Here is a 26,361-nt window from a genome sequence, read left to right as displayed (position 1 = left end):
ATGGCGGTGCGGCACAAAGCCATCGCGGTCCTGATCGCGGCGGCGTCTGCCTGCCTCGCTGCCACAGGTGCGAGCCGCGCCGAGGAAATCACGCTCTATTCGACCAGGGAGGCTGCCCTGGTCGAGCCTGTCGTTGCGGCCTTCACGGAAGCCAGCGGCGTCAAGGTGAAAATCGTCTTCGTCGAGGACGGCCTCGTCAAGCGACTTACGTCGGAAGGCGCCGCATCGCCCGCCGATGTCCTGTTGACGATCGGGCTGGACAAGACCACGCAGCCTGCCGTCAGCGGCCTGACGCAGGCGATGTCGTCGACGCGGATCGAGCAAGCTGTGCCGGCAAATCTGCGAGGCGGCGGACAGTGGATTGCGCTCGCCATACGCCCCCGCGTCGTGATGGCGCGCAGGGACGATGCCCTTGCGGCTGTCGACTACGAAGACCTCGCGAGTCCGCAATGGCGCGGCAAGCTCTGCATACGCTCGCCGCTGCATCAGAACAATGTCGCGCTGGTTGCGGCCTATCTCGTCCATCACGGCGAGGCCGCGACGGAGGCCTGGCTCGCCGGCCTGAAGGCCAATCTCGCCCACAAGCCTGATCGCAAGGACAACGACGTGATCCGCGAGATCGCACAAGGCGCGTGCAAGATCGGCATCGGCAACACCGTGGCATTGGCGCAATTGCGCGACGGACGCGAAGGGGCCGACTGGCGTGCCTGGGCGATGGAGGTCAAGGCGGTGCCATCGACATTCAAGGGCGGCGGCACGCATGTGAACCTCACCGGCGCGGCCATCGCGAAACAGGCGCCGCATCCGGCGTTGGCGCGACAATTCCTCGAATTCCTTGTCACGCCGGCAGCGCAGCGGATCTTTGCCGCTGCCGAGTTGGAATACCCCGTGCTTGCAGCAGCGGAGCGTGCACCGATCGTTGCCGAAATGGGCACGTTCATCGCCGATGCAATTTCGATCGACCAGATCGCCGCACGTCAGCAGGCCGCGATCTCGCTTATCAAGAAGGTTGGCTTCGATGAGTAGGGTGGGGCATTACATCAAGGCCGCTCTGCACCAGATTCACTCGATCGCGGGCCTCGTGCTTGCGCTGCTGCTGGCCTTGATCGCGCTGACCGGCGCGATCATGAGCTTCGAGGACGAGATCGGCGACTATCTGAATAGCGGTATCATGCAGGTCGCGCCGCGCCAGGTGCCGGCGTTGATGCCGGACGAACTGGTGGCCCGGCTCAAGGCGGGGCAGGACCTCGGCAAGGTCTCGGCCGTCACGCTGTCGAGCGATCCGGCCGCGGCGGTGCGTGTCCGCTTCGCGCGCGACGAGCAGGGCGCGCGGCCGACATCGCTCTATGTCGATCCCTACGACGCGCACGTGCTGGGTGCGCCGCGTGGCGAGGAGTTCTTCGCGACCGTCCGCAGGCTGCATCGCTGGCTGCTGATCCCCGGCGATGCCAAGGGCTGGGGACGCCAGATCACCGGCATTGCCGCGCTCGGTCTGATCGTCATGCTCATCTCGGGCCTCGTGCTGCGCTGGCCGCGCCGCGCCGGCAGCGTGAAGATGTGGCTGAAACCCAATCTCGGACTCAGCGGCCRCGGACTGCACCGTTCGCTGCACGCCGTCATCGGCACCTGGGTGCTGCCGGTCTATCTGGTGATGACGCTGACTGGGCTGTGGTACTCGTTCGACTGGTACAAGGACGGCGTCGTCTGGCTGTTGTCGCGCCCGCACGTTGCCGCCGCGAAGATGCAGCCGAAGCAGCCGCGTGCGGCAGGGCGTCCTGAGCCGGTTCAGGCGGTGGGATTTGATCGTGCCTGGTCGACGCTCCAGCACGAGGAGGGCGATCGTTTCTCCAAAGCGCTGCTGACGCTGCCCGCCGGACCCGGCACGGTCATCCGGATCCGGTCGTGGCCGAAGGATTCGACGCTCGATACCACGCGTGACGAATTCCGCGTGGATGCGGTCACGGGGCAGGTGATCTCGGCGGAGCGCTATGCCGACAAGACGTTTGGCGAGAAGATCATCGCGAGCGTGCTCGACATCCATCGCGGCGCGTTCCTGGGCTGGCCCGGCAAGCTCGCCTTCATGATTGCAGCAGCATTGATGCCGCTGTTCTCGGTCACCGGCATTTTGCTTTATCTGTCGCGCCGCAGGCTGCGGCGTCCCGCGCCGCCGCCGCTCGGGCGGCTGGTTCCGGGCGAGTGAACGGTCGCGAAGGCTAGCCAAGCGCGCGGCAATCGTTCAAAAGCCCTTGGCCGTACTTGCCAGGGTTCACGCCATGAAACTCCCCACCGTCACCCCCGCCGATATCCGCCGCGCGCTGCTGCTCCGCGAGGAGATCGCGCTGCTTGATCTCAGGTACGAGGCCGGCTTCGCCACCGGCCATCCGCTGTTTGCCGCCAACATGGCCGCGGACCGGATCGCGATCGAGGCCGAGCTGCGGTTGCCGCGCAAGGACGTCGCGATCGTGCTCTATGATGATGCCGAGGGACTTGTTGCAACCGGCGCCGAGCGGCTTGCCGCGCTCGGCTACAGCAATGTCCGTGCGCTTGACGGCGGGCTGAAGGGCTGGCGCGCGGCGGGCTATCAGGTGTTCGAGGACGTCAATTCCTATTCCAAGGCATTCGGCGAGCTGGTCGAGGCGCGGCGGCACACGCCGTCGTTCAGCGCCGACGAAGTGGCAAAGCTGATCGCGGACAGGGCCAACATCGCCATCCTCGACGTCCGCCGCTTCGACGAATATGCGACCATGAACATTCCGGGCTCGGTCAGCGTGCCCGGTGCTGAGCTGGTACTGCGGGCAGGGCAGGCCGCGCCCGACCCTGAGACCACCATCATCGTCAATTGCGCCGGGCGCACGCGCTCGATCATCGGCACGCAGTCGCTGATCAATGCCGGCGTGCCCAACAAAGTGCGGGCGCTGCGCAACGGTACCATCGGCTGGACGCTGGCGCGGCACACGCTCGATCACGGTGCCGACAGGCGTGGCGCGATCAGGCCGTTCGAGGGCGGCCCGGCCAATGCCCGCGACGTCGCCTATCGCGCCGGTGTTCGCCACATCGGCGCGAACGAGGCGAAGGCACTCGCAGCGCAGACCGATCGCACGCTCTATCGTTTCGACGTGCGCGACTCAGAGGAATTTGCGGCCGGCCATTTCCCCGGCTTCCGTCATTACCCCGGCGGCCAGCTCGTCCAGGAAACCGACATGGCCGCGCCCGTGCGCGGCGCGCGCATCCTCTTGACCGACGACCAGGGCGTGCGTGCCGACATGACGGCGTCATGGCTCGCGCAGATGGGCTGGGAGGTCTATGTGCTCGAAGGCGGTTACGGGGGTGAGCTCGAGGTCGGCCCGCCGCGCGTGCTGCCCAAGCCCGACCCGGCGCATCGCTACCGCCGGCCCTATGAGGGCACTGACGTCGCCGAGCGCGCGATGCAGGCCTATCTCGACTGGGAATACGGTCTCGTCGAGCAACTCCGGCTCGACGGTACGCACGGGTTTTACGTCATTTGACTGGGCGGCCACCGTAAACACTTACCGCCCCGCCATCTTCTCCCCATATCCAAACCCTATTGTGCTGCATCTCCCCCGCGGTCTATGAGCTGCGGCAAAGCTGTGACCTACGGAGATTCCATGCCAGCCCCAGGCCAAAGCCCCGAGCGGAACGCGAAGGCGCTGTTGCTCGAAGGCGTCAATGACAGCGCTGTCGACCTGTTCCGGAGCGCGGGCTTCACCAATGTCGAGCGGTTGACCAAGGCGCTGGACGGCGAAGACCTGCGGCGCGCGCTGAAGGGCGTGTCGCTGCTCGGCATCCGCTCGCGCACCCAGATAACCGATGAGGTGCTCGCGGCCGCGGACGGGCTTCTCGCGGTCGGCTGCTTCAGCGTCGGCACCAACCAGGTCGATCTCCTGGCGGCCCGCAAGCGCGGCATTCCCGTGTTCAACGCGCCGTTCTCCAACACGCGCAGCGTCGCCGAGCTCGTGATCGGCGAGATCGTGATGCTGCTGCGGCGCATCTTCCCGCGTTCGGTGTCGGCGCATGAGGGCGGCTGGGACAAGTCGGCGACCGGCAGCCGCGAGGTGCGCGGCCGCACGCTCGGCATCATCGGCTACGGCAATATCGGCTCGCAGCTGTCGACGCTGGCCGAAGCGATCGGCATGCGCGTGATCTATTTCGACCGCACCGACAAGCTGCGCCACGGCAACACCGAGCCGGTCGAGAAGCTGGAAGAGCTGCTGGCGCAGAGCGATGTCGTCAGCCTTCACGTGCCCGAGACGCCGGAGACCGCAGGCATGATCGGCGAGACGGAGCTGCGGGCGATGAAATCAGGCTCGTTCCTGATCAACAATAGCCGCGGCACCGTGGTCGATCTCGATGCGCTCGCCGGCGCCTTGCGCGACGGCCATCTCGCCGGCGCAGCCATTGACGTGTTTCCGGTCGAGCCGTCCTCGAACTCGGATCGCTTCACGAGCCCGGTGCAGGGCCTCGAGAACGTCATCCTCACCCCGCATATCGGCGGCTCGACCGAGGAAGCACAAGAGCGCATCGGCGGGGAAGTCGCGCGAAAACTGGTCGACTATTTCATCACGGGATCGACCATGGGCGCGGTGAACTTCCCGGAGGTGCAACTGCACTTACGTCCCGCCGGTGCGCGCTTCAGCCATGTCCATCGCAACGTGCCGGGCATGCTGAGGCGGCTGAACGAGGTCTTTCTCCAGCGCGACATCAACATTGTCGCGCAATACCTGGAGACTGCCGGCGACCTCGGCTACGTCGTGCTCGACGCCGACCTGGCAGGCCAGGATTCAGATGCATTGCTTCAGCAGATCCGCGCGCTCGACGGAACGGTCGGCGCGCGGCTGGTGTTCGAGCACTAGGCCGGCGTCACGTTCCAGTTGCATTACGCTGCCAAGGTTCTCTAAACTGTCGTTATTCTCGGCGTGTGACAAATCGCGTCGAATTTGAGCTTCAGTTGCGTGGGTGCCGCCATGGAACGGGACGCCGTACTGATCGATCTCGCGCTTCAAGGAGGCGGCTCGCACGGCGCCTTCACCTGGGGCGTGCTCGACCGTCTTCTGGAAGAGAAGTGGCTCACCATCGCCGCGATCTCCGGCACCTCCGCGGGCGCGATGAATGCGGCCGTGCTCGCAGACGGGTGGATCGCGGGTGGCGCCGAGGGCGCGCGCGACGCGCTCGAAAAATACTGGCGCCGCGTTTCGAAGGCTGCCGCCTTTAGTCCGCTCCAGCGCTCGCCGCTCGATCGACTGATGGGGCGCTGGACGCTCGATACGTCGCCCTTCTACATCCTCACCGATTTGATGTCGCGCGTGCTGTCGCCCTACGATCTCAATCCGACAGGCTACAATCCGCTGCGCGCGGTGCTGGCCGAGAGCATCGATTTCGAGCGGCTCGCGAGCTCGCCAATAAAGCTGTTCGTCACCGCGACGCGGGTGCGCACCGGCCGTGGCCGCATCTTCCGCAATGCCGAGATCACGGCGGACGTGCTGTTGGCATCGGCCTGCCTGCCGACCATGTTCCGCGCGATCGACATCGACGGCGAGCCCTATTGGGACGGCGGCTTCGCCGGCAACCCCACGATCACGCCGCTCATTCGCGAAAGCGATGCGCACGACACGATCCTGGTGCAGATCAATCCGACCGAAACGCTCGAAGAGCCGCGGACGGCTGCGGAGATTCTCAATCGATTGAACGAGATTTCGTTCAATTCACCCCTGATGAAGGAATTGCGCATGATCGCGCTGCTGCGCCAGGCGGCCGACCCCGGCAGCGGCGAGGGCGCGCGCTGGGCAAAGATGCGGACCCACCGCGTCAAGAGCGACATGCTGGCGAAGTTCGGCGCGTCATCCAAGCTCAACGCCGAATGGGAGTTCGTCTCGATGCTGCGCGCCGAGGGGCGCCTGGCCGCGGACGCGTTTCTCGCCGCGCACGGTGCCGACATCGGCCGGCAATCGACCGCCGATCTCGACGTCCTGCTGTCGGAGTGCTGAGACATGGGTCTTCTCGGCCTCCTCGTCGGGCTCGCCCTGCTCGTCCTGTTCGCTTTTCGCGGCTGGAGCGTGCTTCTGCTGGCGCCGTTTGCAGCGCTCGTTGCCGCGTTGTTCGGCGGCGAGCCGCTGCTTGCGAACCTGACCCAGGTGTTCATGGTGCATGCGGCGGGATTTCTGGCCCAGTTCTTCCCGATCTTCCTGCTTGGCGCGGTCTTCGGCAAGCTGATGGACGATAGCGGCGCGGTCACGTCGGTCGCCGCCTTCATGGCGGAGCGCCTCGGCGAGCGTCGCGTGATCCTGGCGGTGGTGCTCGCCGGTGCCGCGGTGACCTATGGCGGCGTCAGCCTGTTCGTTGCATTTTTCGTCATCGTCCCCATGGCCCGCTCGCTGTTTCACGCGGCTTCGATCCCGCGTCGCCTGATCCCGGCTGCGATTGTGCTGGGGACGTCGACCTTCACCATGTCGGCCTTGCCGGGCACGCCGTCGATCCAGAATGCGATCCCGATGCCGTTCTTCGGCACGACGCCGTTCGCAGCGCCAGGTCTCGGCATCATCGCCTCGCTCATCATGCTCGTGACAGGGTTGTGGTGGCTGCACCGCGCTGAAGCCGCAGCGCGCCGCGCCGGAGAAGGCTATGGCGACGACATCGAGGGCGCGACCGAGCGCGCCGCCGCCGACGAGCTCGTGCGCGAGCGCGCCACGACCGCGCGCGAGTTCGATCCGGCGGAACTCCAGCACGGTCAGCGCAGCGAGCGGCCGTCGCCCGTGTGGAGTGCGATCGCGCCGCTGATCGTGGTCGTCATCGTGAATTTGGTGATGTCGCTCGTGGTGCTGCCGCGGCTCGATGTCAGCTATCTCGCCGAGCAGCGTTTTGGTGAAACGACGCTCGCGGCCGTCGCAGGCGTGTGGTCGGTCGCGGTCGCGCTGACTGCGGCCATCGTCACGACCATCGTGCTGAACCGGGCCCGCCTGCCGGCGCTTCGCCGCACCATGGACGCCGGGGCCAATGCATCCGTCCTGCCCGCGTTCAGCGTCGCCAGCCTCGTCGGGTTCGGCGCGGTCGTCGCCTCGCTGCCGGCGTTCACGATCGTGCGCGACTGGGTGCTTGCGATCGAAGGCGGACCCCTGGTCTCGCTAGCGGTTGCGACCAACATCCTGGCCGCGCTGACCGGGTCGGCGTCAGGCGGCCTGACCATTGCGCTGGACGCGCTCGGCCAGACCTATGTCGAGCTCGCCGCGCGCACCGGCATCGCCCCTGCGTTGATGCACCGCGTCGCGGTGATCGGCTCGGGGACGCTCGACATCCTGCCGCACAATGGCGCAGTGGTCAGCCTGCTCGCGATCTGCGGCCTGACGCACCGCGACAGCTATTTCGACATCGTGATGGTCGGCATCGCGACGTCGCTGCTGGCGCTGGTGGCTGTGATCGCCCTGGGCAGCGCGCTGGGATCGTTCTGAAGGAAGGCCAGCGCAAGCGATTGACGGAAGGGCGAAGGTTGCATTGAATGCGGCCAACCGTCGGATACAAAAATAGGGAAAGCCAGGGTGGAAACGATGACGCGAAAGAACGCGAAGCGGTGTGCATTGCTCGTGGGTGCGGCGGTCGCGCTGAGTGCGAATGCCGTGTCGGCGGCGACGCTGGCGGAGGATGCGGAGATGGTCTGCAAAAGCCTCGCTGGCGGCGCCGATGCCGTGAAGATCGTTTCCGCGACATTGCTGGCGCCGTCGCAACTGGCTGTCGCCGAGCGCGGGCCGACGCCGTCTGGGCGCATCACGCCGGCCAATCCCGGTTTCTGCAAGGTGCTGGGTCACATCGACCCAACCGATCCCAAGGCGCCGCCGATTAAATTCCAGGTCAACCTTCCCGTCGAATGGAACGGGCGCTCCGTTCAGTATGGCGGTGGGGGCTTTAACGGCGTGCTGATCACCGGCCTTGGGCTGCCGCCGGCCTATCCGTTCGACAAGCCGTCGCCGCTGGCGCGCGGCTTCGTCACCTACGGCACCGATTCCGGCCATGAGTCCAAGCCAGGCGAGCCGCCGCAACTGTTCGCGCTGAATGACGAAGCCTTCGAGAATTTCGCCCACCGTGCCTACAAGAAGGTGCGCGACGCCGCGGTTGGGCTGATGGAGCGCACATACGGCAAGAAGCCGGAAAAAATGTACTTCATGGGCTCGTCCGAGGGCGGCCGCGAAGGCCTCACCATGGCGCAGCGTTACCCTGATGATTTCGATGGCATCTTCGCCCGCGTGCCCGTGATCACCTGGGTCGGCCTGCAGCATGCCGGCACGCGCTCGGGGCTCGCGACCATGGGCGAGGGCTGGATCAATCCGGCGCAGGTCAAGCTCGTGGCCGATTCCGTGCGGCAGGCTTGCGACAAGGCCGACGGCTCCGATAATGCGCTGGTGCAGGACCCCGTAGCCTGCAAGGCAGCGTTCAAGGTCGAGACGCTGCGTTGTGCGGCGGGCCAGAGCGGCGATCAGTGCCTCACCGATGCACAGATCAAGGCCGTGAACACGCTGCACGGGACCTACAAATTCCCGTTCGCGCTCGCCAACGGGCTCGACGATTATCCGGGCTGGGGCGTGTCGGGCGAGGATGCGGCGGCGATCGGACCGACCGGTGGCTGGGTGGCGTGGTGGCTTGGCACAGCGCCACCCGCGCAGCCGCCTGCCCCCAACAACGGCATCGCCTGGATCTACGGCGCCGGCGGCATTCAACATGTGTTCGCACGCGATCCCAAGCTCGACGTCACCACCTACAAGGTCGAGGAGCACAAGGCGCGGCTGCTAGAGGTCTCGAGCCTGATGGATTCGACCGATCCGGATCTCAGCCGTTTTCGCGGACGCGGCGGCCGGCTGATCATGCTCGAGCACATGGCCGACTATGCGCAGAGCCCCTATGCCGGCATCCGCTATTTCGAAAGCGTCGAGCGCAAGCTCGGCAAGGCCGAGACGGCGGAATTCGCGCGGCTCTACACCGCCCCCGGCGTCGACCATGTCGGCTCCGGCGCGCCGGCCAATGTCGACATGCTGAGCGCATTGGTCGACTGGGTCGAGAAGGGCAAGGCGCCCGGCGATCTCGAAGTTAGCGAGCAGAAGGTCGAGGCGCCGTCGTTTGCCGTGTTGCGCGCGATGCCGCTGTGCCGCTGGCCGTCCTGGCCGCGTTACAAGAGCGGCCCGGTCACGGAGGCGTCCAGCTTCACCTGCGCGCCGTGAGGCGGCTCTTCACCTCTCCCGCTTGCGGGGAGAGGTCGGATCGCTCTTGCGATCCGGGTGAGGGGGTACAGGTCCCTCGACGATCTCACGTGTGGAGAGAGGCCCCTCACCCCGACCTTCTCCCCGTAAGAACGGGGAGAGGGGGAAGAAGAGCCTAATGCACCGGCCCACCGGCCGCCTTCACGCGCCGCGTCAGCAGCACCGCGATCGCGGCGATCACCAGCACGATGCCGATCACGGCAAAGGCGTCGGAATAGCCCATCACCAGCGCCTGGCGCTTGACCGTCTTGCCGAGCGCGATGATGGCCTGCTCGCGCGCGGCGTGGGGGTCGGGCACGCCGTGGGCCATGAAGTAATCCGTCATCTGCGCGATGCGGGTGCGGACTTCCTCGCGGCCGAGCGTGACCGACTGGCCGATGATGTTGGAGTGGAACTGCTCGCGCTTGGTGATGATGGTCGCGAGCGTCGCCGTGCCGATCGCGCCGCCGAGATTGCGGAACATGTTGCTGATGCCGGAGGCCGCGGCCGCGTCCTGCGGCGCGATGCCGCCTGTCAGCACCGAGGTCAGCGGCGTCAGCACCATGGCCTGTCCCACGGCACGCACGATGTTCGGAATCCAGAGCTGGTCGCCGGCATAGTCCGGCGACATCGCCGTGTTCATGAAGCAGCTATAGGCGAAGATCAGAAGGCCGGTGATCGCGATATAGCGCGTGTCGAAGCGTTGCATCAGCTTCGGGATCAGCGGGATCAGCACGAGCTGCGGCAGGCCGGTCCAGGCCAGCACGTTGCCGATCTGCTCGGCGTTGTAGCCCTGCGCCTGGCCGAGATAGGCGGGCAGGATATAGACCGAGCCGAACAGCGCGAAGCCGACCATCGTCATCGCAATGGTGCCGAAGCCGAAATTACGCTGCGTCAGGAGACGCAGCCGGATCAGTGGCTTCTCGATCGTGAGCTCGATCGTGACGAACAGCGTGAGGCTGACGGCCGCGATGATCGCCAGCTTGACGATGAAGGGCGAGGAAAACCAGTCATCCTTGTTGCCCTCCTCCAGCACGGCCTGCAGTGCCGACAGCCCGATCGCCATGGTGAAGATGCCGGCCCAGTCGCCTTCCTTCAACAGGCTGAGCTGCATCTTCTGCTTCTCCAGCGTCAGATAGAGCGCGGCCACCATCACCGCGGTCGGAATCACGTTGACGAAGAAGATGGTACGCCAGCCGTAGTTCTCGGTGAGATAGCCGCCGATGGTCGGGCCGATCGCGGGGGCGAAGGTGACGGACAGTGCGAAGATCGCAAGACCGACGGGCTGCTGCGGCTTCGGCAGCTTGGTCAATACGAGCGTGAACGCCATCGGGATCAGCACGCCGCCGGCAAAGCCCTGCAGGCCGCGCATCGCGATCATCGACGGCAAATCATGGGTGAAGGCGCAGGCGACCGAGAACGCCGCGAACAGCGTCGCGCTCGCCAGCATGTAGCGGCGGAACGAGAACACGCGGCTCAAATAGTCGGTCAGGGGGATCACGATGATCTCGCCGATCAGATACGACGTCGAGATCCAGGAGCCGTTGTCGGCGCCGGTTCCGATGCCGCCCTCGATGTTGGCCAGCGAGGCGTTGGTGATCTGGATGTTCAGGATCGCCATGAACGAGCCGATCATGGCGGCGAGCACGGCGATCCAGATCGCGGCACTCGCGCGGTTCGGGTCGGCTATTGCCGGATCAGGCGTCGCGGCCGGTGTTGCTGGCGTCGAAAGTGAGAGGCTGTTTGACATGGCACGACCCTCCGGAAACGAGCTTCGCCTTTACGTTTGCCTTGGGCGCCGCGGCCGCATTGGCGGTCGGCGCGGTCGAACGTGTTGCAATGGTTGGGATCACGGACATGCCGGGGCGCAGCGCGATCGCGGGACCGTGCGCGGCATCGAGCGCGATCTTGACGGGGATGCGTTGCACCACCTTGGTGAAATTGCCGGTGGCGTTGTCGGGCGGCAGCAGCGCGAATTCCTGGCCGCTCGCCGGCGCGATGGAATCGACGTGGCCGTGCACGACCTGACCCGGGAAGGTGTCGACCTCGATATCGACGGCCTGGCCGGCCTGCACGTGGGTCAGCTGCGTCTCCTTGAAATTGGCGACGACATAGGCGCCCTCGGCCGGCACGATCGCCATCAGCTGGGTGCCCGCCTGCACGAACTGGCCGACGCGCAAGGAGCGGTTGCCGACCACGCCGTCGATCGGGGAGACGATCGTGGTGTAGCCCAGATTGAGCTCGGCCTGACGCTGGAGTGCGGCCGCGCGTGCGGCGGCGGCCCTGGCTTGCAATATCTCGGCGTTGAGGAGATCGACCTGCTTCAAGGCGGAGGTGAGATTGGCGATATCGCGCTGGATCGCCGCGTCTGCGCCGGCGTCGCGCGCTTGCGCCTGCTGCGCGTTCTGCACGCTGCCGAAACCCGTTGCCGCGAGATCGGTGTAGCGCTTGTTCTCCTGCTTCGCGAAAACCTTCGCGGCATTGTCGACATCGATGGTCGCTCTTGCCGCCGCGATCACGGCTTGCTGGACCTCGAGCTGCGCTTGCTTGCTCGTCACCGTCGCATTCGCGGCGGCGACATCGGCCTTGGCCTGGTCGAGCGCGACCCGGAAGTCGCGATCGTCGATCCTGGCGAGTACCTGGCCGGCCTTCACATGCTCGTTATCGCCGACCAGGACGCGGTCGAGGTAGCCGCTGACCTTTGGCGCGATGGTGGTGTTGTCGGCCTTCACATAGGCGTCATCGGTGGAGACGAGGTACTGCCCAACGGTCCAGTAGTCGTAGCCGTACCAGCTCGCGCCGGCCAGCGCGACGATCGTCGCACCCATCAGCAACAGCTTGCGGAGATTGAGTTTTTGCCGGCGGATGCCGGTCGGGGCGGTGGGCAGCACGCCCTCCGGCACGGTTGCTGGAATAGCGGTTTGGGTCGCAGCGGATGGGGTGGTGTGGACGGACATGGCCGGCTCCCCTGAATTAGGAAACTTGACGATTTCCAAAATGAGACTAGCTTTGGAATTGTCAATGGAATGACAGGCGTCATCTAAAAGCATGGCTCAGGCAAAACCTTCAGGTGAATGCCGCCCCCGCGGGCGGCCGCAACTGCGCAGCGACGAGGAGACGAGGCGGATCGTCTTCGATGCAGCGCGCAACGCCTTCGCCGTCGACGGCTATGCCGCGACCAGCACCGAAGAGCTGGCACGTCGCGCCGGCGTCTCGACCAAGACGCTCTATCGCCTGTTTCCGGGCAAGGCCGCACTGTTCGAGGCGATGTGCGCGGACAGGCTCGAGCGGCTGCTCTCCGCCGTGGATCTGCAAGGAAGCGACGAGGTCGATATCGCGACGGGCCTGCGTGCCGCGCTGCTGGCCTGCGCCGATCTCGCACTCGATCCGGAGGTCGTGGCGCTGCAGCGCATGGTGCTGCAGGAATCCGCCGCGTTCCCCGAGCTCGCCGCCAACTTCTACAACAACGGCATTTCCCGCACCGTCAGGACGCTCGCGGGCTGGCTGCGCGTCCAGGTCAAGCGCAAGCGCATCGCCATCGATGATGCGGAGGAAGTTGCCGGCATGCTGATCGGCATGGTCGCATCGGCGCCGCAGCGCGCGGCGATCTATGGCGACATGCCGCTGCCGTCACGCAAGCAGATCGAGCGCCGCGTGCAGACCTGCGCGGCCCTGTTCCTCGATGGCTGCCGCGCCCCCGTAGCCGTCTCCCTTTGACAATCCGGTTCGGCTCGGCTATCTATTTCGCATGCGAAATAAAGAAGCCGCAGCGAGGCATCATCGGCTTATTTACCTCCTGAACGTCGCACAACGCCGCTTGCAGCGCTGGATGGCGGCGCAGCCGCAGAACGAGGTCACGCCGGCGCAGGCGGGGCTGTTGTTCATCCTCGGCAAGCAGGACGGCGTGCTGATGGGCGAGGCAGGCGCGGCGCTCGACATGGGGCCGGCCGGCATCTCAGGCCTCGTCGATCGCAGTGCTGCGGCGAGGCTGGTCGAGCGGCGGGCCGATCGCGAGGATGGCCGGGCCTGGCGCGTATGGCTGACGCCGAAGGGGCGCACCGTGCTGGCGCAGGCGAAGACTGACGCGGCGCAGATCAACGCCGCGCTGACGGATGGATTTACCAGCGCGGAGATCGACATCGTCGCGCGCTGGCTGACCAGCATTCAGGACAAGTTTCCAAGACCTTCAGACGACTAAAGGAGAGACCCATGACCGAGCACGTCCGGATCGAGAACAACAACGGAATTCTCACCCTCACGCTGGCGCGCCCCGACAAGAAGAACGCGCTGACGGATGCGATGTACGGCAAGCTCGCCGACACCATCGAATCCGCCGAGTTCGATCCGTCCACCCGCGTGATCCTGATCCGCGGCGAGGGTGACATGTTCACCGCCGGCAACGATGTCGGCGAATTCGCCGCCGTCGCAGCCGGCAAGTCCGAAGGCAGCCGCAACGTCGTGCGCTTCATACAGTCGCTGGCGCGCTGCACCCGGCCGCTCGTCGCGGCCGTGCAGGGCCGCGCCGTCGGCGTCGGCACCACGATGCTGCTGCATTGCGACCTCGTCGTGCTCGCCGACAATGCGCAATTGTCGACGCCCTTCGTCAGCCTTGCGCTGGTGCCGGAGGCCGCCTCCAGCCTGCTGATGCCGGCACGCATCGGCTACGCCCGCGCCTACGAGATGTTCGCGCTGGGCGAGACCGTACCGGCGAGGTCGGCGCTGGAATGGGGCCTTGCCAATCGCGTGGTGCCGCTCGACAAGCTCGATGCCGAGGCGCTTGCGCTCGCGCAGCGGCTCGCTCGCCAGCCGGCCGGCGCGCTTGCTGCGACCAAGAAGTTGATGCGCAATGGCGAGGCGCTGGTCGCGCAGATGCAGGCCGAAGGCGAGCAATTCGCGCAGCGTTTGCGCACGGCGGAAGCACGCGAGGCCTTCACCGCCTTCGCCGAGCGCCGGCCGCCGGATTTCACCAAACCGCTTACAGACCGGGCACTTCCGGCAATTTGACTAAAACCTTAACCGATCCTTGGCATGTCGCGATGCAGGGTGGCCGGCAGTACAATGCAGGCCCCCTGACTCATGGCAATGTTTAAGAAATCGGTAAGCTCGCTTCTCCTGACCTTGATGGCCCTGCTGGCCGCCGGTGCGCTGGCCTCTACGGCGATCCAGATGTTCGGAGCGTTCGGTCGCTACAGCGACAGTCTCGAGACGGCGCGGCTCGCCGCTGCCGACAAGGCGATCTTCCATGGCGTGCTCGCGTTGCGCAACAATCGTGGCGATGCCCAGAGCGCCATCCTTGGCGAGGACGATCCCAAGGCAAAACTCGCTGAAGCCGAGAAGGCCGAGCAGGGCGGCTATGAAGGGATCAGCGCCGCGCTCTCGACCGTCGATTTCGCACGCCGCGACGAGCTCGCCAGCACGCTGAAGCAGCGCTGGAACGAAGCCGCGCCGCAATTCCAGCTGTTCTACGACGAGGCCAAGCTTCCGCGCGCCGAGCGCAAGATGGAGCGGACCAATTCCTGGTACGACGCCGTCACCAAGGTCATCGACACAGCGAACCTCGCCTCCACCGCGGTGTCGAACCGCGCCTGGATGAACGATCCCTACATCGCCCGCATGATCCAGGTCCGCCGCTTCGCCTGGCAGGTGCGCGACCGTTATGGGGTCCATTGTTCGTCGCTTCGCTCGAACATCAACAGCAGCAAGCCGCTCGACGACGTTCAGAAGCGGTCGGTGGCGCAATGGGATGGCACGATCACCTCCGGCTGGGCGGGCATGGCCGAGTTGCTGGCTGCGCCCGACGTGACGGCGGAGCTGGTGACGGCAGCGTCGGACGCGAAGACCAAGACCGATGGCGTCCTGAAGCAGATCGGCGATCTCACCAAGAATCTCGACGGCAGCGGCAAGCCCGCGATGCCTGCCTCGGAGTGGAATACGCTCTGCCAGTCGCCGTTCCCGCTCATTGTCGGGGTCGCGACCAAAGCGCTGGATCAGTCGATCGCGCGTGCCGAGGCCGTGCAGACCAAGGCGCTCACCAACCTCATCGTGCAGTCGCTCGCGTTTCTGCTCGCGCTCGCCGTGACCCTCGCCGGCGTCTACGTGGTGCGCAATCGCCTGATGCGCCCGGTCCGCGCCATCCTCGACGCCATCGCGCGAATCGGCGCCCGTGATTATGCGACGCCCGTGCCGCGATCCCGATATCCCGACGAGTTCGGCACCATGGCTGCCGCGCTCGAGAGCCTGCGCGAGAGCGCGGCGACCGCCGAGCGGCTGGGCCAGGAACGCGAATCGCAGCAGGCGTTGCAACTCGCCCGCTCCGGCACCGTGGACGACGCATGCCGCAGCTTCGACGACACCGTGCAGGCGGTGATCCACAGTGTCGCGGCGTCGGCGAGGGAGCTCGATGCCACCGCGACCGATGTGCGCACGCTGGTATCAGAGTCGACCAGCCAGACCGCGGCAGTCTCTTCCGCAGCCGAGCAGGCCACCAACAATCTCGAGACCATCGCGGCCGCGACCGAGGAACTCTCCGCATCCGTCGGCGAGATCTCCGCACAGGTGCAGTTGAGCGCCCGCGAGGCGCGCGAGGCGGTGTCGCAGGCCGAGCGGACCAACGCGACGGTCGAGATCCTCGATCAGACCGCGAGCCGGATCGGCGAGGTCGTGAAGATGATCAACGCCATCGCCGGCCAGACCAATCTCCTGGCGCTGAACGCGACCATCGAGGCGGCGCGTGCGGGCGAGGCCGGCCGCGGCTTTGCCGTGGTCGCCGGCGAGGTCAAGAGCCTCGCCGCGCAGACCGCAACCGCAACCGAAGAAATCTCGCGCCAGGTCGAGGAGATCCAGAGCGCGACGGGCCAGGCCGTGACCGCCATCCGCTCGATCGGGGGCGCCATCAGCGGCATCGACGAGAAGATGACGGCGATCGCAGCCGCCGTCGAGGAGCAGCGCGCGGCCACCACCGAGATCTCGCGCAACTTCCAGCAGGCCGCTCAGGGCACCCGCGAGGTCACCGACACCATCGGCAGCGTCGCGAGACTCAACCAGGAAACCGGCAACGCCGGCACGGTGCTGTCCGAATCCGTGAAGAAGATGTCGGGCGATGCCGATCGTCTTCGCGTCGCGGTCGAAGGCTTTTTGGGGGCCGTGAAGACCGCATAACTTCGATCGTCATCCGTCTGGGCGTCGCGCGAACGGCATTGCCGCCGCTTCACGCGGCGGGTACATCTGTGCCGCTGCGGGAGTGCAGCAACAGACGTATCAAGGATGGAGAGTTCGATGCCGGTCACCCCACACAAGGCCCAGCGCCCCTATCGCGGCGTGTTCCCGGTTGCGCCCACCATCTTCGACGAGCGCGGCGAGCTCGACCTCGAGGGCCAGCGCCGCTGCATCGATTTCATGATCGATGCGGGCTCGAACGGTCTCTGTACCCTCGCCAATTTCTCCGAGCAGTTCGTGCTCACCGATGCCGAGCGCGAAACCGTGATGCATGCGGTGCTGGAGCATGTCGCGGGCCGGGTTCCCGTGATCGTCACCACCACGCATTTCAGCTCGGCCGTCTGCGCCGCACGCAGCCAGCAGGCGGAGGCGGCGGGGGCCGCCATGGTGATGGTGATGCCGCCCTATCACGGCGCGACCTTCCGCGTGCCCGAGAAGGGCATCGTCGAATTCTTCAAGGTGCTCTCGGGCGCGATCAACATTCCCGTCATGATCCAGGACGCGCCTGTCGCCGGAACGCCGCTGTCGGTCGAGCTGCTCGCGCGGCTGGCGCGCGACTTCGCCAACATCCGCTATTTCAAGATCGAGGTGCCGGGCGCGGCGGCAAAGCTGCGCAGCCTGATCGAGGCGGGCGGCAAGGATATCGAGGGCCCGTGGGATGGCGAGGAAGCCATCACGCTGCTCGCCGATCTCGACGCCGGCGCCACCGGCGCGATGACGGGCGGCGGCTATCCCGACGGCATCCGCCAGATCATCGATCCCTATTTCGCCGGCAAGCGCGAGGAGGCAAAGGCCGCCTATGAGCGCTGGCTGCCGCTGATCAACTACGAAAACCGCCAATGCGGCCTGATCGCCTGCAAGGCCATGATGCAGGCCGGCGGCGTGATCAAATCGGACACCGTGCGGCATCCGCTCCAGCCGCTGCACCCGGCGACGCGGGCAGGGCTGCTGGAGCTCGCCAAGGAGCGGGATGCGCTGGCGTTGCGGTGGGGGAAGTAGCGCCGTACCCACTCGGTAGTCGCCAGGTCTCTCGGCAGTCCCCGCCTACGCGGGGACGATGCCGAGTGTGAGGTGCGCGCTGGCCTGATCCCGCCGGTTTCCGTCTGGCTGAGGGCGTCGAATTAGCGCGGTTCGGGCGGTTTTCCGCACGCCGGCGATGACATATTGTACGCTCCTTGCACGCTCGCCAACCAGGTCCGCGGAGCTTCTCAAGACGTCGCTGAGCAGCTCTTCATTATGCCGCTATTCCGAGCCAGGTTGGAGCGAGCCGACGAAACAGGGAGGCAGTGCCATGACGATGAGGCCGGATCCCACCTTTCACGCATCGCCCAAGCTGGCGATGGAAGCACCAGCGGAGAACTTTGCATACACGTTGCTGCTCAGTCCGGATTTCTCAAAGCCGGATGCTCTCGCGGTCATCGACGTCAAGCCGGGATCGCCGACCTACAGCCAAATCGTCCACACGGTGACGATGCCCAACAAGGGCGATGAGTTTCATCACTTCGGCTGGAACGCCTGCTCCTCCGCCTTGTCGCCGCTCGCGGGACATGCCTTCATCGAGCGGCGCTATCTCATCATCCCCGGGATACGCTCGTCGCGGATCTACATCATCGATACCAAGCCCGATCCGACCAAAGCCAAAATCCACAAGATCATCGAGCCCGAGGAAATCTTCAAGAAGACCGGCTACTCGCGGCCGCATACCATCCATTGCGGGCCGGACGGCGTCTATGTGAGCACGCTGGGCGGCGGCGGCAAGGACGGCACCAACGGGCCTCCAGGCGTCTTCATCATGGATTGCGAGACGTTCGAGGTCCTTGGGCGGTGGGAGATCGACCGCGGTCCGCAGACGCTGCACTATGATTTCTGGTGGAACCTGCCGCGCGACTACATGGTGACGAGCGAATGGGCGTTGCCGCCGCAGTTCGAGAACGGGATCGTCGCGGAAGATCTGCTGGCGAACAAATATGGCCATCGTCTCCACTTCTGGGATCTCCGCGCCCGTCGCAACGTGCAGACCATCGACCTCGGCGCCAATCATCAGATGGCGTTGGAGGTGCGGCCCGCGCACGATCCGGTTCGCGAATACGGCTTCGTTGGCGTTGTGGTCGACACCACCAACCTCGAAGCATCGATCTGGACCTGGTGGCGCGAAGGCGGAAAATTCCACGCGGAGAAGACGGCGACGATTCCGCCCGAACCCGCGCCAAAGGAGCAGCTCCCGCCGCTGCTGCAGGGATTTGGCGCCGTGCCGCCGCTGGTGACCGACATCGACCTGTCGATGGATGACCGGTTTCTCTATGTCTCGTGCTGGGGCACGGGTGAAATGCGCCAGTACGATGTGAGTGATCCGCGAAAGCCGAAGCTTGCGGGCTCGGTTCACATCGGCGGCATCGCGCGCCGCACGCCCCATCCGAACGGCAAGGCATTTGCGGCCGGTCCGCAGATGGTCGAGATCAGCCGCGACGGCAAGCGCGTGTACTGGACCAATTCGCTGTATTCCACCTGGGATGACCAATTCTATCCCGATGGGGTTCCGGGCGTGGAAGTCATGGCCAATGTCGGTCGCGACGGCGGCCTCGAGCTCGCCAAGGACTATTTCGTGAGCTTCCCCGACGGATATCGCGCGCACCAGATCAGGCTGGAGGGCGGCGATTGTTCGACGGACTCCTTTTGCTACCCGTCGGCCTAGGCTGGCAGCACGGGAGTTGGCCGCTCGGCTGGCTGTGGCTCGCTCTTGTTGCGAGCGGTCTTTATCACGGGGTCAATCCGGGAATGGGATGGCCGCTCGCCGTGTCGGCCGGGCTCATGGACAAGAGCCCGCGCGCGCTGTTCCGCGCGTTGTGGGCTCTGGCGGCCGGACATCTCCTGGCAACACTTCTCGTGCTGCTGCCATTTGCGTTCCTGCTCGTGCTGGCCGAGTGGCAGCGTTCGATCCAGCTCGGCGCGAGCCTTCTCGTCATCGGCTTCGGCGTCTATCGGCTGATCGAGCGACGCCATCCGCGCACGCTGGCACGAATTCCGCCGACGCAATTGGCGCTCTGGTCATTCGCCGTTGCCATTGCTCACGGCGCGGCCTTGATGCTCGTGCCGATCTATCTCGGGCTCTGCCAGGCCTTCGAGCTCGATGCCGGCCATGAGGCGGCGGGCGCGCTGATGAAGGCAAGTCTTCTGAAGACAAGTCTCGGGATGGCGGTGCTGGTGTCCCTGGTGCACGTTGTCGCCATGGTCAGTGCCGGCGGGTGTCTGGCGTGGCTGGTCTACCGCTATCTGGGATTGAGGTTCGTCGCGCGAAGTTGGTTCAATCTGGATGCAATCTGGGCAACCAGCCTCATTCTGGTTGGCGCCGTGGCGCTCGCCTTCAATCTCGCGAGCTGGCGCTGAGGCCTACTTCGCCAACGCCCACTCGCCGACAAAGCGGAAGCGCGCCCTGGCATCATCCTGCTTGAACAGCGCGATCCGGTCGATCGCCAGCGTCTCGAGACCGAGCGCCGAAAACCTCGCGCGCAACATCTCCAGGATCGGCCCGCGCCGCTCCGCATCCAGCCGTCCCGTCAGCGTCATGTGGAAGCGGAATTCTTCCATCACGTACGGGTAACCCCAGCGGTCGAGATAGTCGCGTTGCCGCTCGGTGAGTTTGTCGGGCTTGCGCCGCGCGCGGTCTTCCGCCGTCATGGGCGCGCGGAAGTCGTCGAATTCGCGGACGCAATCGGCGGCAAGCTGCTGGAGCGTACCCACGGGCTCGGTCGGAATCACCGCAATGAAGCCGCTGATGGAGTCGACGACCGGACGGATTGACGGCATCGGCCGCGCCTTGCCGGCAAAGGCGGCGCAGACTGCGATGAGCTCGGCTTCAGTCCTGCCGGGCGCCAGCGCCATCGGCGCCTTCAGCGTGCCGTGGAAGCCGTATTTGCGGGGATCGGCCGTGACGTCGCGCCAGTCCGGCGCAACACGCGATGCGTCGGCTGGGAACGGCATCTCGTCGCCGGTGTAGACATCGTAGCCGAGCAACTCGGCGCCGAAGCGGGAGAGGGCGCTGTCGGCGCCGGCGGCAAAATAGATCGCGTAGCGGGGAAAATCTGTCATCGTCCGAGCATAACCGGTTCAGGCCGCAACGACAGCCTCGCGCGGCGTCGCCGCCGCAGCGAGCAGTCGCGTCGCATCGGTGAGATGCACGAGCTTTCCGCCTGATACCACCGCGATCAGCCGCGGCCGCAGCGGCACGCTGTCGTCGACCAGCAGCATGTCGGCGCGGCGTCCTTCCGCGAGCACGCCGCGATCGGCAAGGCCGGTCGCGCGCGCTGGTCCCGCAGAGACCAGATCCCAGGCCTTCGGCAGCGGCAGCACGCCGTCGGCGACAAGGCGGAACGCGGCGAGCAGCTGCGCGGGATAGTAATAGTCCGACGCCAGCACCGAGCAGAGCCCCTTCGCGATCATGTCGGATGCCCGGGTCCAGCCGGTATGGCTGCCGCCGCGCACGACGTTCGGCGCACCGTAGACGATGGCATCGCCCGCGGACGCGGCCGCCCGCGCGGTCTCCTCGTTGATCGGAAACTCCGCGATGTCAGCGCCCAACTCGCGAAACTCCTGCCGCATCGCCGGCGTCGCATCGTCATGCGAGAGCATCCGCACCTCGGCTGCGCGAGCAGTTGCGGCAAGCCGCGACACGGAAGCCGGCACTTCACTGGCCCGCGAAAGCACACGCTCGACCAGCCGGTCGAATTCCTCGCCCGAGAGGCCGGTGCGCTCGACCATGCGGTTGCGCTTGCGCGGCTTGGCCATGTCGGCAACGGTGCCGTCCATGTGGTCGTTGAAGGCGAACAGGTCGACGCGGCCCTCGGCGAGCCACTGGCCGATCTCGGCCTCTGCATCGAGATTGTAGGTCTCGTGCCGCAGGTGGAAACGGGTATCGGCGGCGAATTGCGGGCGCTGCCGCTCGATCGCCTCCATCAGGGTGCGCGCATTGCCGGCGCTGCGCAGGCCCGGCTCCCACGAACAGGTCGTGGCGTGAAACACCGTGGTGATGCCGTTGCTGATCGCCTGGCGGTCACTGTCGGCGAGCGCGACGTCGATCGGGAAGTCGACGCCGGCGCGCGGCATCATCTGCCGCTCGAAGGCATCGCCATGCAGATCGACGATGCCGGGCAGCACCAGCAGGTTGCGCGCATCGATCGCCAGCCGCGCACGGCCGCGAGAGGCATCGACCTGCGCAATGTCCGCGCCGGACACCAGAATGGAAGTTTCGACGAGCTCGGAGCCGATCAGGGCCCGGCCGCCCTCAAGGAAGATGTCTGTCAAGCGACCGCGCTTCGTTTGCTGGCAGGGGAACGGGTGAGGGAGCTTGCCCGTGCTTCATATGCCGAGAGGAAATCTTCAATCCCGAGCTTGCGGAAATCGGGCAGTGCTTCACGCAATTTGTCGTGATCCCAGTCCCACCAGGCGAGTCGGGCCAGCCGTCCGGCGACGTCTTCCGAGAACCGCCGCCGCACGATGCGCGCCGGATTGCCGGCGACGATGGTGTAGGCCGGCACGTCCTTGGTGACGATGGCGCCCGCCGCGATCACCGCGCCGGTGCCGATGGTGCGGCCGGGCAGCACGATCGCGCCATGGCCGATCCAGACGTCGTGGCCAATATGGACGTGATGCTGGCGCCGCCAGTCGAAGAACTCGGTGTCGTCGCTCTCGCCTTCGAAGTAGGCGCTGGAACGATAGGTGAAATGCGCCTGCGTCGCGCGATGCATCGGATGATTGCCGGGATTGATGCGGGTCATCGCCGCGATCGAGCAGAATTTTCCGATCGTGGTGTAGGTGATCTGGGCGTCGTTCACGACATAGGAGTAATCGCCCATCGCGACTTCAGTGAGGATCGTGCGCGCACCGACTTCGGTATAGGTGCCGAGCCTGGTCTCATGCAGCTTCGCCGAAGGGTCGATGGTCGGTTGAACCGAGAGCGTTTTGCCGGCCATGCTGCATCCGATAGGTCGAGGGCGGGCGTACCTCTTCGAGCGGCCTGATGACAATGTCATGACGATGCGATGACAGGGGAAGAGGTGTGTAGGATCGCCGCACCGCAACGCCGGTGTCACACAAGTGTCAAGTGCCAGCGCTAGCGGTGGCAGCCAGCTACTCTGGAGCCCTCTATGCTGGTGGTTGAAGGTCTGACGTGCCGCTTCGGCGCAAAAGCCGCGGTGGACGACGCTTCGTTTCAAATCTCCCCCGGCGGCTTCGTCGGTGTGATCGGGCGCTCCGGCGCCGGCAAGTCGACCATGCTGCGCATGATCAATCGCCTGGCGACGCCGACGCAGGGCCGCATCCTGTTCGACGGCCTCGACGTCACCGCGCTGCGCGGCAAGGAGCTGCGGCAGTGGCGGGCGCGCTCGGCGATGATTTTCCAGCAGTTCAACCTGGTCGGCCGGCTCGATGTGCTCACCAACGTGCTGATGGGGCGTCTTGCCACGATGCCGGCCTGGCGCTCGCTGACGCAGACCTGGYCCGAGCACGACAAGGCGCTGGCGATGTCGGCGCTCGAACAGTTCGATATCGCCTCACTCGCCGCCCAGCGCGCCGACCAGCTCTCCGGCGGCCAGCAGCAGCGTGTTGCGATCGCCCGCGCGCTGGTGCAGCAGCCCGACATCATCCTCGCCGACGAGCCGATCGCCTCGCTCGACCCGCGCAACACCAAGATCGTGATGGATGCGCTGCTGCGCATCAACAAGCATTTCGGCATCACCGTGCTCTGCAACCTGCATTCGCTCGATCTGGCGCGCAGCTATTGCGATCGCCTGATCGGCATGGCGCAGGGGCGCGTGGTGTTCGACGGCGCGCCGGCCGAATTGACCGACCACGTCGCGCGCGAGCTCTACGATCTCGAAGCCTCCGACGTCATGGGCGGAATGCCTGTGCCGGCGCCTGAAGGCGTGCCGGCGCTCGGAACGGCCGCGGCCGCCTGAGCTGCGCCTGTAACTGCCAATTTTTGCGTCAACCGACCCCAACCGATGAAGAGGGTATCATGATCACTCGCAGACTGGTTCTTGCCGGCGCCGCCGCGCTCGCGTTCACGACTTCGGCCTCCGCCGACGACTGGAAAGCCAAATATCCCGAACTGACCTTCGCGGTCATTCCGGCGGAAAACGCCTCGGGCGTGACCGAGCGCTGGGCGCCGTTCATGAACTATCTCTCCAAGGAATTGGGCGTGAAGGTCACGCTGCGCATCGCCAACGACTACGCCGCCGTCATCGAGGGCCAGCGCGCCGGCAACATCCATATCGCCAGCTACGGCTCGGCGTCGTTCGCCCGCGCCCGTCTGACCGGCGTCAAGACCGATGCCTTCGCCAACGACATCAACGCCGACGGTTCGACCGGCTACTACTCGGTGTTCTTCGTCAAGGCGAGCAGCCCCTACAAGAGCGTCGACCAGCTCAAGGGCAAGAACCTCGGCCTCGTCGACCCGAACTCGACCTCCGGCAACAATGTGCCGCGCTTCGAGCTCGACAAGATGGGCATCACGGATGCCGACACCTATTTCAGCAAGGTCGTCTTCACCGGTAGCCACGAGAACGCGATCCTGGCGCTGGCGCAGGGCACGGTCGACGTTGCGGCCAACCAGTGGACCAGCGATGACGATTCCACGCTGGCGCAGATGCTGACCAAGGGCATGCTGAAGAATGCCGACGGCTCGCCGATGAAGAAGGACGATTTCCGCATCATCCACAAGTCGGCGCCGATCATCAACGGCCCCTACGCCTACAATTCCGACCTGCCGGAAGATGCCAAGGCGGCGATCGCCAAGGCGTTCTTCGACGCGCCGGCCAAGGACAAGGCGGCCTTCGATCGCCTCCAGGACGGCCAGAAGAAGGGTTTCCATCCCGCCACCACCAAGGACTGGGATGGCACGATCGAGCTGATCAAGTTCGTCGATGCACTGCGTAAGAAGAAGGCGTCCTGAGTTTCGGGACGATAGCACTGGAGCCGGGTCGATGGACCCGGCTCTTTCTCTTTGATCGACCACCTTCCCTGGCCAGATGACCGTCGCGGTTTCGATCCTCCCCGAGCAGCAGCTCGCCGTGCTGAACGCGGCCTATCGCCAGGCGGTCGCGCGCAAGCGGCTCCGACTCCTGTTGGGGCTGGTGATCTTTGCCGCAGCGCTATTTCTTGCCGCGATCGGCGCGGAAGTGAACCTGCGCACCTTCTTCGCCCATTTCGGCAATTTCATCAGCTATTTCGACCGCATTCTCACGCTCGAGAGCGGCCAGCGGGTCTGGACCGATGCCGGCGAATGGCTGTGGGGCTGGCGCAAATGGCTGAAGATGCTGGGCGAGACGTTGCTGATCTCCTATGTCGGCACGCTGATCGGCGCGACCTTGGCCTTCGCCTTGAATTTCTTCGCGGCTGAGAACACCTCACCGTTGCCCTGGCTGCGCTTCGTGGTGCGCCGCCTGCTCGAATTCGCCCGCACCGTGCCGGGCATCGTCTTCGCGCTGATCTTCGTGATCGCCTTCGGCCTCGGGCCGATGGCCGGCGTGCTCGCGATCGCGATCCACTCCACCGGCGCGCTCGGCAAGTTGTTCTCCGAGATCGTTGAGAATGCCGACATGAAGCCGGTTGAAGGCATCCGCTCGACCGGCGCGAGCTGGCTCTCCTGCATGCGCTTCGCCGTGGTGCCGCAGGTGACCGCGGGCTATGCCAGCTATGCGCTGCTGCGCTTCGAGATCAACGTCCGCGAGGCCTCGGTCATGGGCTTCGTCGGTGCCGGCGGCATCGGCCAGGAGCTCGTCGTCGCCATCCGCAAGTTCTATTACTCCGACGTCAGTGCCATCCTGCTCACCATCATCATCACGGTCTTCATCATCGACATCAGCACGGGCTGGCTGCGCGGCCGTCTGTTCGGCAAGGAGGCGCGGACGTGACGAGACCGCAGGAGGTCGACACGCGAGAGCTTCGCGCACGCTACCCCGATGTGTTCGACCGCCCCGCCTCGGCGCGGCTCGCGATGCCGGCGATGATCGTCGCGGCGTTTGCGATTCTGGTCTACGGCCTCGTCGATCTCGACTTCTCGCCGTCGCGATTCTTTGCAGGGCTGAGCCAGCTCGGCTGGATCAGCCTGATGATGATCCCGCCCGATCCTGGTTCCYCGCTGCCGGTCTATCTGAAGGCGCTGGGCGAGACGCTGTCGATCGCGCTGCTCGGCACGACGCTGGCGGCGGTGTTCGCGCTTCCGGTCAGCCTGCTGGCCGCGCGCAACGTCATACCCTCGCAGATCCTGCGTTTTCCGGTTCGCCGCTTCCTGGATTCGATCCGCGGCGTGGACACCCTGATCTGGGCGCTGGTCTGGATCAATGTCGTCGGCCTCGGCCCGTTCGCCGGTGTGCTGGCGATTGCCGTGTCGGATTTCGGTGCGTTCGGAAAACTGTTCTCGGAGGCGATCGAAGGCGCCGACCAGAAGCAGGTCGAAGGCGTCCGCGCCTCCGGCGGCAGTGCTTTGCACGAAATCCGCTTCGGCCTGCTGCCGCAGGTGCTGCCCGTGATCGCCGGCCAGGTGCTCTATTTCATCGAATCCAACACGCGCTCGGCAACGATCATCGGCATCGTCGGCGCCGGCGGCATCGGCCTCCAGCTCGCCGAGCAGATCCGCGTGCTGGAATGGCAGCGGGTGTCGTTCCTGATCCTGATGATTCTGGTCGCCGTCGCCGCGATCGATTTCATCTCGAGCAAGTTGCGGTTTGCGATCATTGGGCGCAGGGCGGTGGCGTAGCTTTCTTCCTTCTCCCCTTGTGGGCCTGTTGCGTAATTCGTCAATTGTGATTCCCTAGGGCAAAGCCTTGGAGGGTAGCGATGGCGGTCAAGCGGACGGGACAGCCGAGCTTTGTGGAAGCGCTGATGCCGAAGGGAGCCGGCGCCAATGCGGCGCTGG

Annotated in this window: 23 protein-coding genes; 18 read left to right on the top strand and 5 right to left on the bottom strand. The window is 65.7% G+C overall.

Annotation, left to right across the window (positions count from 1 at the left end; translation table 11 throughout):
- The 7 genes from AB4Z51_RS36135 (at position 1) to AB4Z51_RS36105 (ending at position 9,218) form a co-directional block, all read left to right on the top strand.
- Positions 1-1,026 carry an extracellular solute-binding protein gene (locus AB4Z51_RS36135; protein WP_085400019.1) on the top strand — a complete coding sequence of 342 codons (1,026 nt, stop codon included), beginning with the start codon at positions 1-3 and terminating at the stop codon, positions 1,024-1,026.
- Positions 1,019-2,200: a PepSY-associated TM helix domain-containing protein gene (locus AB4Z51_RS36130; protein WP_441498990.1), complete on the top strand. Its 1,182-nt coding sequence runs from the start codon at positions 1,019-1,021 to the stop codon at positions 2,198-2,200. Before AB4Z51_RS36135 ends, AB4Z51_RS36130 begins: the two co-directional genes overlap by 8 nt.
- A gap of 73 nt (positions 2,201-2,273) precedes the next feature.
- On the top strand, positions 2,274-3,506 hold the full coding sequence (locus tag AB4Z51_RS36125; RefSeq protein WP_441498989.1) for a rhodanese-like domain-containing protein: 1,233 nt from the start codon (positions 2,274-2,276) through the stop codon (positions 3,504-3,506).
- Between the two features lie 120 nt (positions 3,507-3,626).
- Positions 3,627-4,871, top strand: a complete 1,245-nt coding sequence (serA, locus tag AB4Z51_RS36120) for a phosphoglycerate dehydrogenase (protein WP_085400059.1) — start codon at positions 3,627-3,629, stop codon at positions 4,869-4,871.
- A 111-nt stretch (positions 4,872-4,982) separates the two neighbouring features.
- Positions 4,983-6,002 (top strand): patatin-like phospholipase family protein, encoded by a 1,020-nt coding sequence (locus tag AB4Z51_RS36115; RefSeq protein WP_085400024.1) that lies wholly within the window; start codon positions 4,983-4,985, stop codon positions 6,000-6,002.
- 3 nt (positions 6,003-6,005) lie between these two features.
- Entirely contained in the window at positions 6,006-7,460 is a 1,455-nt protein-coding gene (locus AB4Z51_RS36110; RefSeq protein WP_085400026.1) for a GntP family permease, read from the top strand.
- Positions 7,461-7,556: 96 nt separating this feature from the next.
- Positions 7,557-9,218 carry a tannase/feruloyl esterase family alpha/beta hydrolase gene (locus AB4Z51_RS36105; protein WP_441498988.1) on the top strand — a complete coding sequence of 554 codons (1,662 nt, stop codon included), beginning with the start codon at positions 7,557-7,559 and terminating at the stop codon, positions 9,216-9,218.
- A gap of 154 nt (positions 9,219-9,372) precedes the next feature.
- Here AB4Z51_RS36105 and AB4Z51_RS36100 read toward each other — a convergent pair whose 3' ends face one another.
- On the bottom strand, positions 9,373-10,986 hold the full coding sequence (locus AB4Z51_RS36100) for an MDR family MFS transporter (RefSeq protein WP_085400030.1): 1,614 nt from the start codon (positions 10,984-10,986) through the stop codon (positions 9,373-9,375).
- Positions 10,934-12,193, bottom strand: a complete 1,260-nt coding sequence (locus AB4Z51_RS36095; protein WP_085400031.1) for an HlyD family secretion protein — start codon at positions 12,191-12,193, stop codon at positions 10,934-10,936. Before AB4Z51_RS36095 ends, AB4Z51_RS36100 begins: the two co-directional genes overlap by 53 nt.
- Before the next feature lie 91 nt (positions 12,194-12,284).
- Between AB4Z51_RS36095 and AB4Z51_RS36090 the strand changes: the two genes are divergently transcribed.
- From AB4Z51_RS36090 to AB4Z51_RS36060, 7 genes are all read left to right on the top strand, one after another.
- Complete coding sequence (locus AB4Z51_RS36090; RefSeq protein ID WP_085400033.1) at positions 12,285-12,953, top strand: TetR/AcrR family transcriptional regulator; 669 nt, start codon at positions 12,285-12,287, stop codon at positions 12,951-12,953.
- A 31-nt stretch (positions 12,954-12,984) separates the two neighbouring features.
- Complete coding sequence (locus AB4Z51_RS36085; RefSeq protein WP_085400034.1) at positions 12,985-13,434, top strand: MarR family winged helix-turn-helix transcriptional regulator; 450 nt, start codon at positions 12,985-12,987, stop codon at positions 13,432-13,434.
- A gap of 11 nt (positions 13,435-13,445) precedes the next feature.
- Entirely contained in the window at positions 13,446-14,240 is a 795-nt protein-coding gene (locus AB4Z51_RS36080; RefSeq protein ID WP_441498987.1) for an enoyl-CoA hydratase, read from the top strand.
- A 72-nt stretch (positions 14,241-14,312) separates the two neighbouring features.
- Positions 14,313-16,394, top strand: a complete 2,082-nt coding sequence (locus tag AB4Z51_RS36075) for a methyl-accepting chemotaxis protein (protein ID WP_085400038.1) — start codon at positions 14,313-14,315, stop codon at positions 16,392-16,394.
- Positions 16,395-16,511: 117 nt separating this feature from the next.
- Entirely contained in the window at positions 16,512-17,450 is a 939-nt protein-coding gene (locus tag AB4Z51_RS36070; protein ID WP_441498986.1) for a dihydrodipicolinate synthase family protein, read from the top strand.
- A gap of 292 nt (positions 17,451-17,742) precedes the next feature.
- Positions 17,743-19,143 (top strand): selenium-binding protein SBP56-related protein, encoded by a 1,401-nt coding sequence (locus AB4Z51_RS36065; RefSeq protein WP_071909224.1) that lies wholly within the window; start codon positions 17,743-17,745, stop codon positions 19,141-19,143.
- 83 nt (positions 19,144-19,226) lie between these two features.
- On the top strand, positions 19,227-19,835 hold the full coding sequence (locus tag AB4Z51_RS36060; RefSeq protein WP_085965313.1) for a hypothetical protein: 609 nt from the start codon (positions 19,227-19,229) through the stop codon (positions 19,833-19,835).
- Between the two features lie 3 nt (positions 19,836-19,838).
- Here AB4Z51_RS36060 and AB4Z51_RS36055 read toward each other — a convergent pair whose 3' ends face one another.
- Genes AB4Z51_RS36055 through AB4Z51_RS36045 form a run of 3 tightly spaced genes read right to left on the bottom strand, consistent with a single transcriptional unit; the run spans position 19,839 to position 22,417 of the window.
- On the bottom strand, positions 19,839-20,537 hold the full coding sequence (locus tag AB4Z51_RS36055) for a DUF1045 domain-containing protein (protein ID WP_085400041.1): 699 nt from the start codon (positions 20,535-20,537) through the stop codon (positions 19,839-19,841).
- An 18-nt stretch (positions 20,538-20,555) separates the two neighbouring features.
- Positions 20,556-21,749 carry an alpha-D-ribose 1-methylphosphonate 5-triphosphate diphosphatase gene (locus AB4Z51_RS36050; protein WP_085400043.1) on the bottom strand — a complete coding sequence of 398 codons (1,194 nt, stop codon included), beginning with the start codon at positions 21,747-21,749 and terminating at the stop codon, positions 20,556-20,558.
- On the bottom strand, positions 21,746-22,417 hold the full coding sequence (locus AB4Z51_RS36045) for a chloramphenicol acetyltransferase (RefSeq protein ID WP_441498985.1): 672 nt from the start codon (positions 22,415-22,417) through the stop codon (positions 21,746-21,748). The genes AB4Z51_RS36050 and AB4Z51_RS36045 overlap by 4 nt, the downstream gene beginning before the upstream one ends.
- 174 nt (positions 22,418-22,591) lie before the next feature.
- Here AB4Z51_RS36045 and phnC point away from each other — a divergent pair, with 174 nt between their 5' ends.
- The 4 genes from phnC to phnE (AB4Z51_RS36025) all read left to right on the top strand — a co-directional run bounded on the left by phnC (position 22,592) and on the right by phnE (AB4Z51_RS36025) (position 26,202).
- Positions 22,592-23,401 (top strand): phosphonate ABC transporter ATP-binding protein, encoded by an 810-nt coding sequence (phnC, locus tag AB4Z51_RS36040; RefSeq protein WP_441498984.1) that lies wholly within the window; start codon positions 22,592-22,594, stop codon positions 23,399-23,401.
- A gap of 59 nt (positions 23,402-23,460) precedes the next feature.
- Positions 23,461-24,396, top strand: a complete 936-nt coding sequence (phnD, locus tag AB4Z51_RS36035) for a phosphonate ABC transporter substrate-binding protein (RefSeq protein ID WP_063979768.1) — start codon at positions 23,461-23,463, stop codon at positions 24,394-24,396.
- A 76-nt stretch (positions 24,397-24,472) separates the two neighbouring features.
- Positions 24,473-25,357 carry a phosphonate ABC transporter, permease protein PhnE gene (gene phnE, locus AB4Z51_RS36030; RefSeq protein ID WP_085400048.1) on the top strand — a complete coding sequence of 295 codons (885 nt, stop codon included), beginning with the start codon at positions 24,473-24,475 and terminating at the stop codon, positions 25,355-25,357.
- Positions 25,354-26,202, top strand: coding sequence for a phosphonate ABC transporter, permease protein PhnE (phnE, locus tag AB4Z51_RS36025; protein WP_441498983.1), 849 nt, complete (start codon positions 25,354-25,356; stop codon positions 26,200-26,202). Before phnE (AB4Z51_RS36030) ends, phnE (AB4Z51_RS36025) begins: the two co-directional genes overlap by 4 nt.
- Positions 26,203-26,361: the final 159 nt, after the last annotated feature.

Origin of the sequence: Bradyrhizobium sp. 2TAF36, assembly GCF_052114925.1 — a bacterium.
GTDB lineage: Bacteria > Pseudomonadota > Alphaproteobacteria > Rhizobiales > Xanthobacteraceae > Bradyrhizobium > Bradyrhizobium barranii.
Note: the sequence above shows the minus strand (reverse complement) of the source record. Positions and strands in the feature narration are given on the sequence as shown.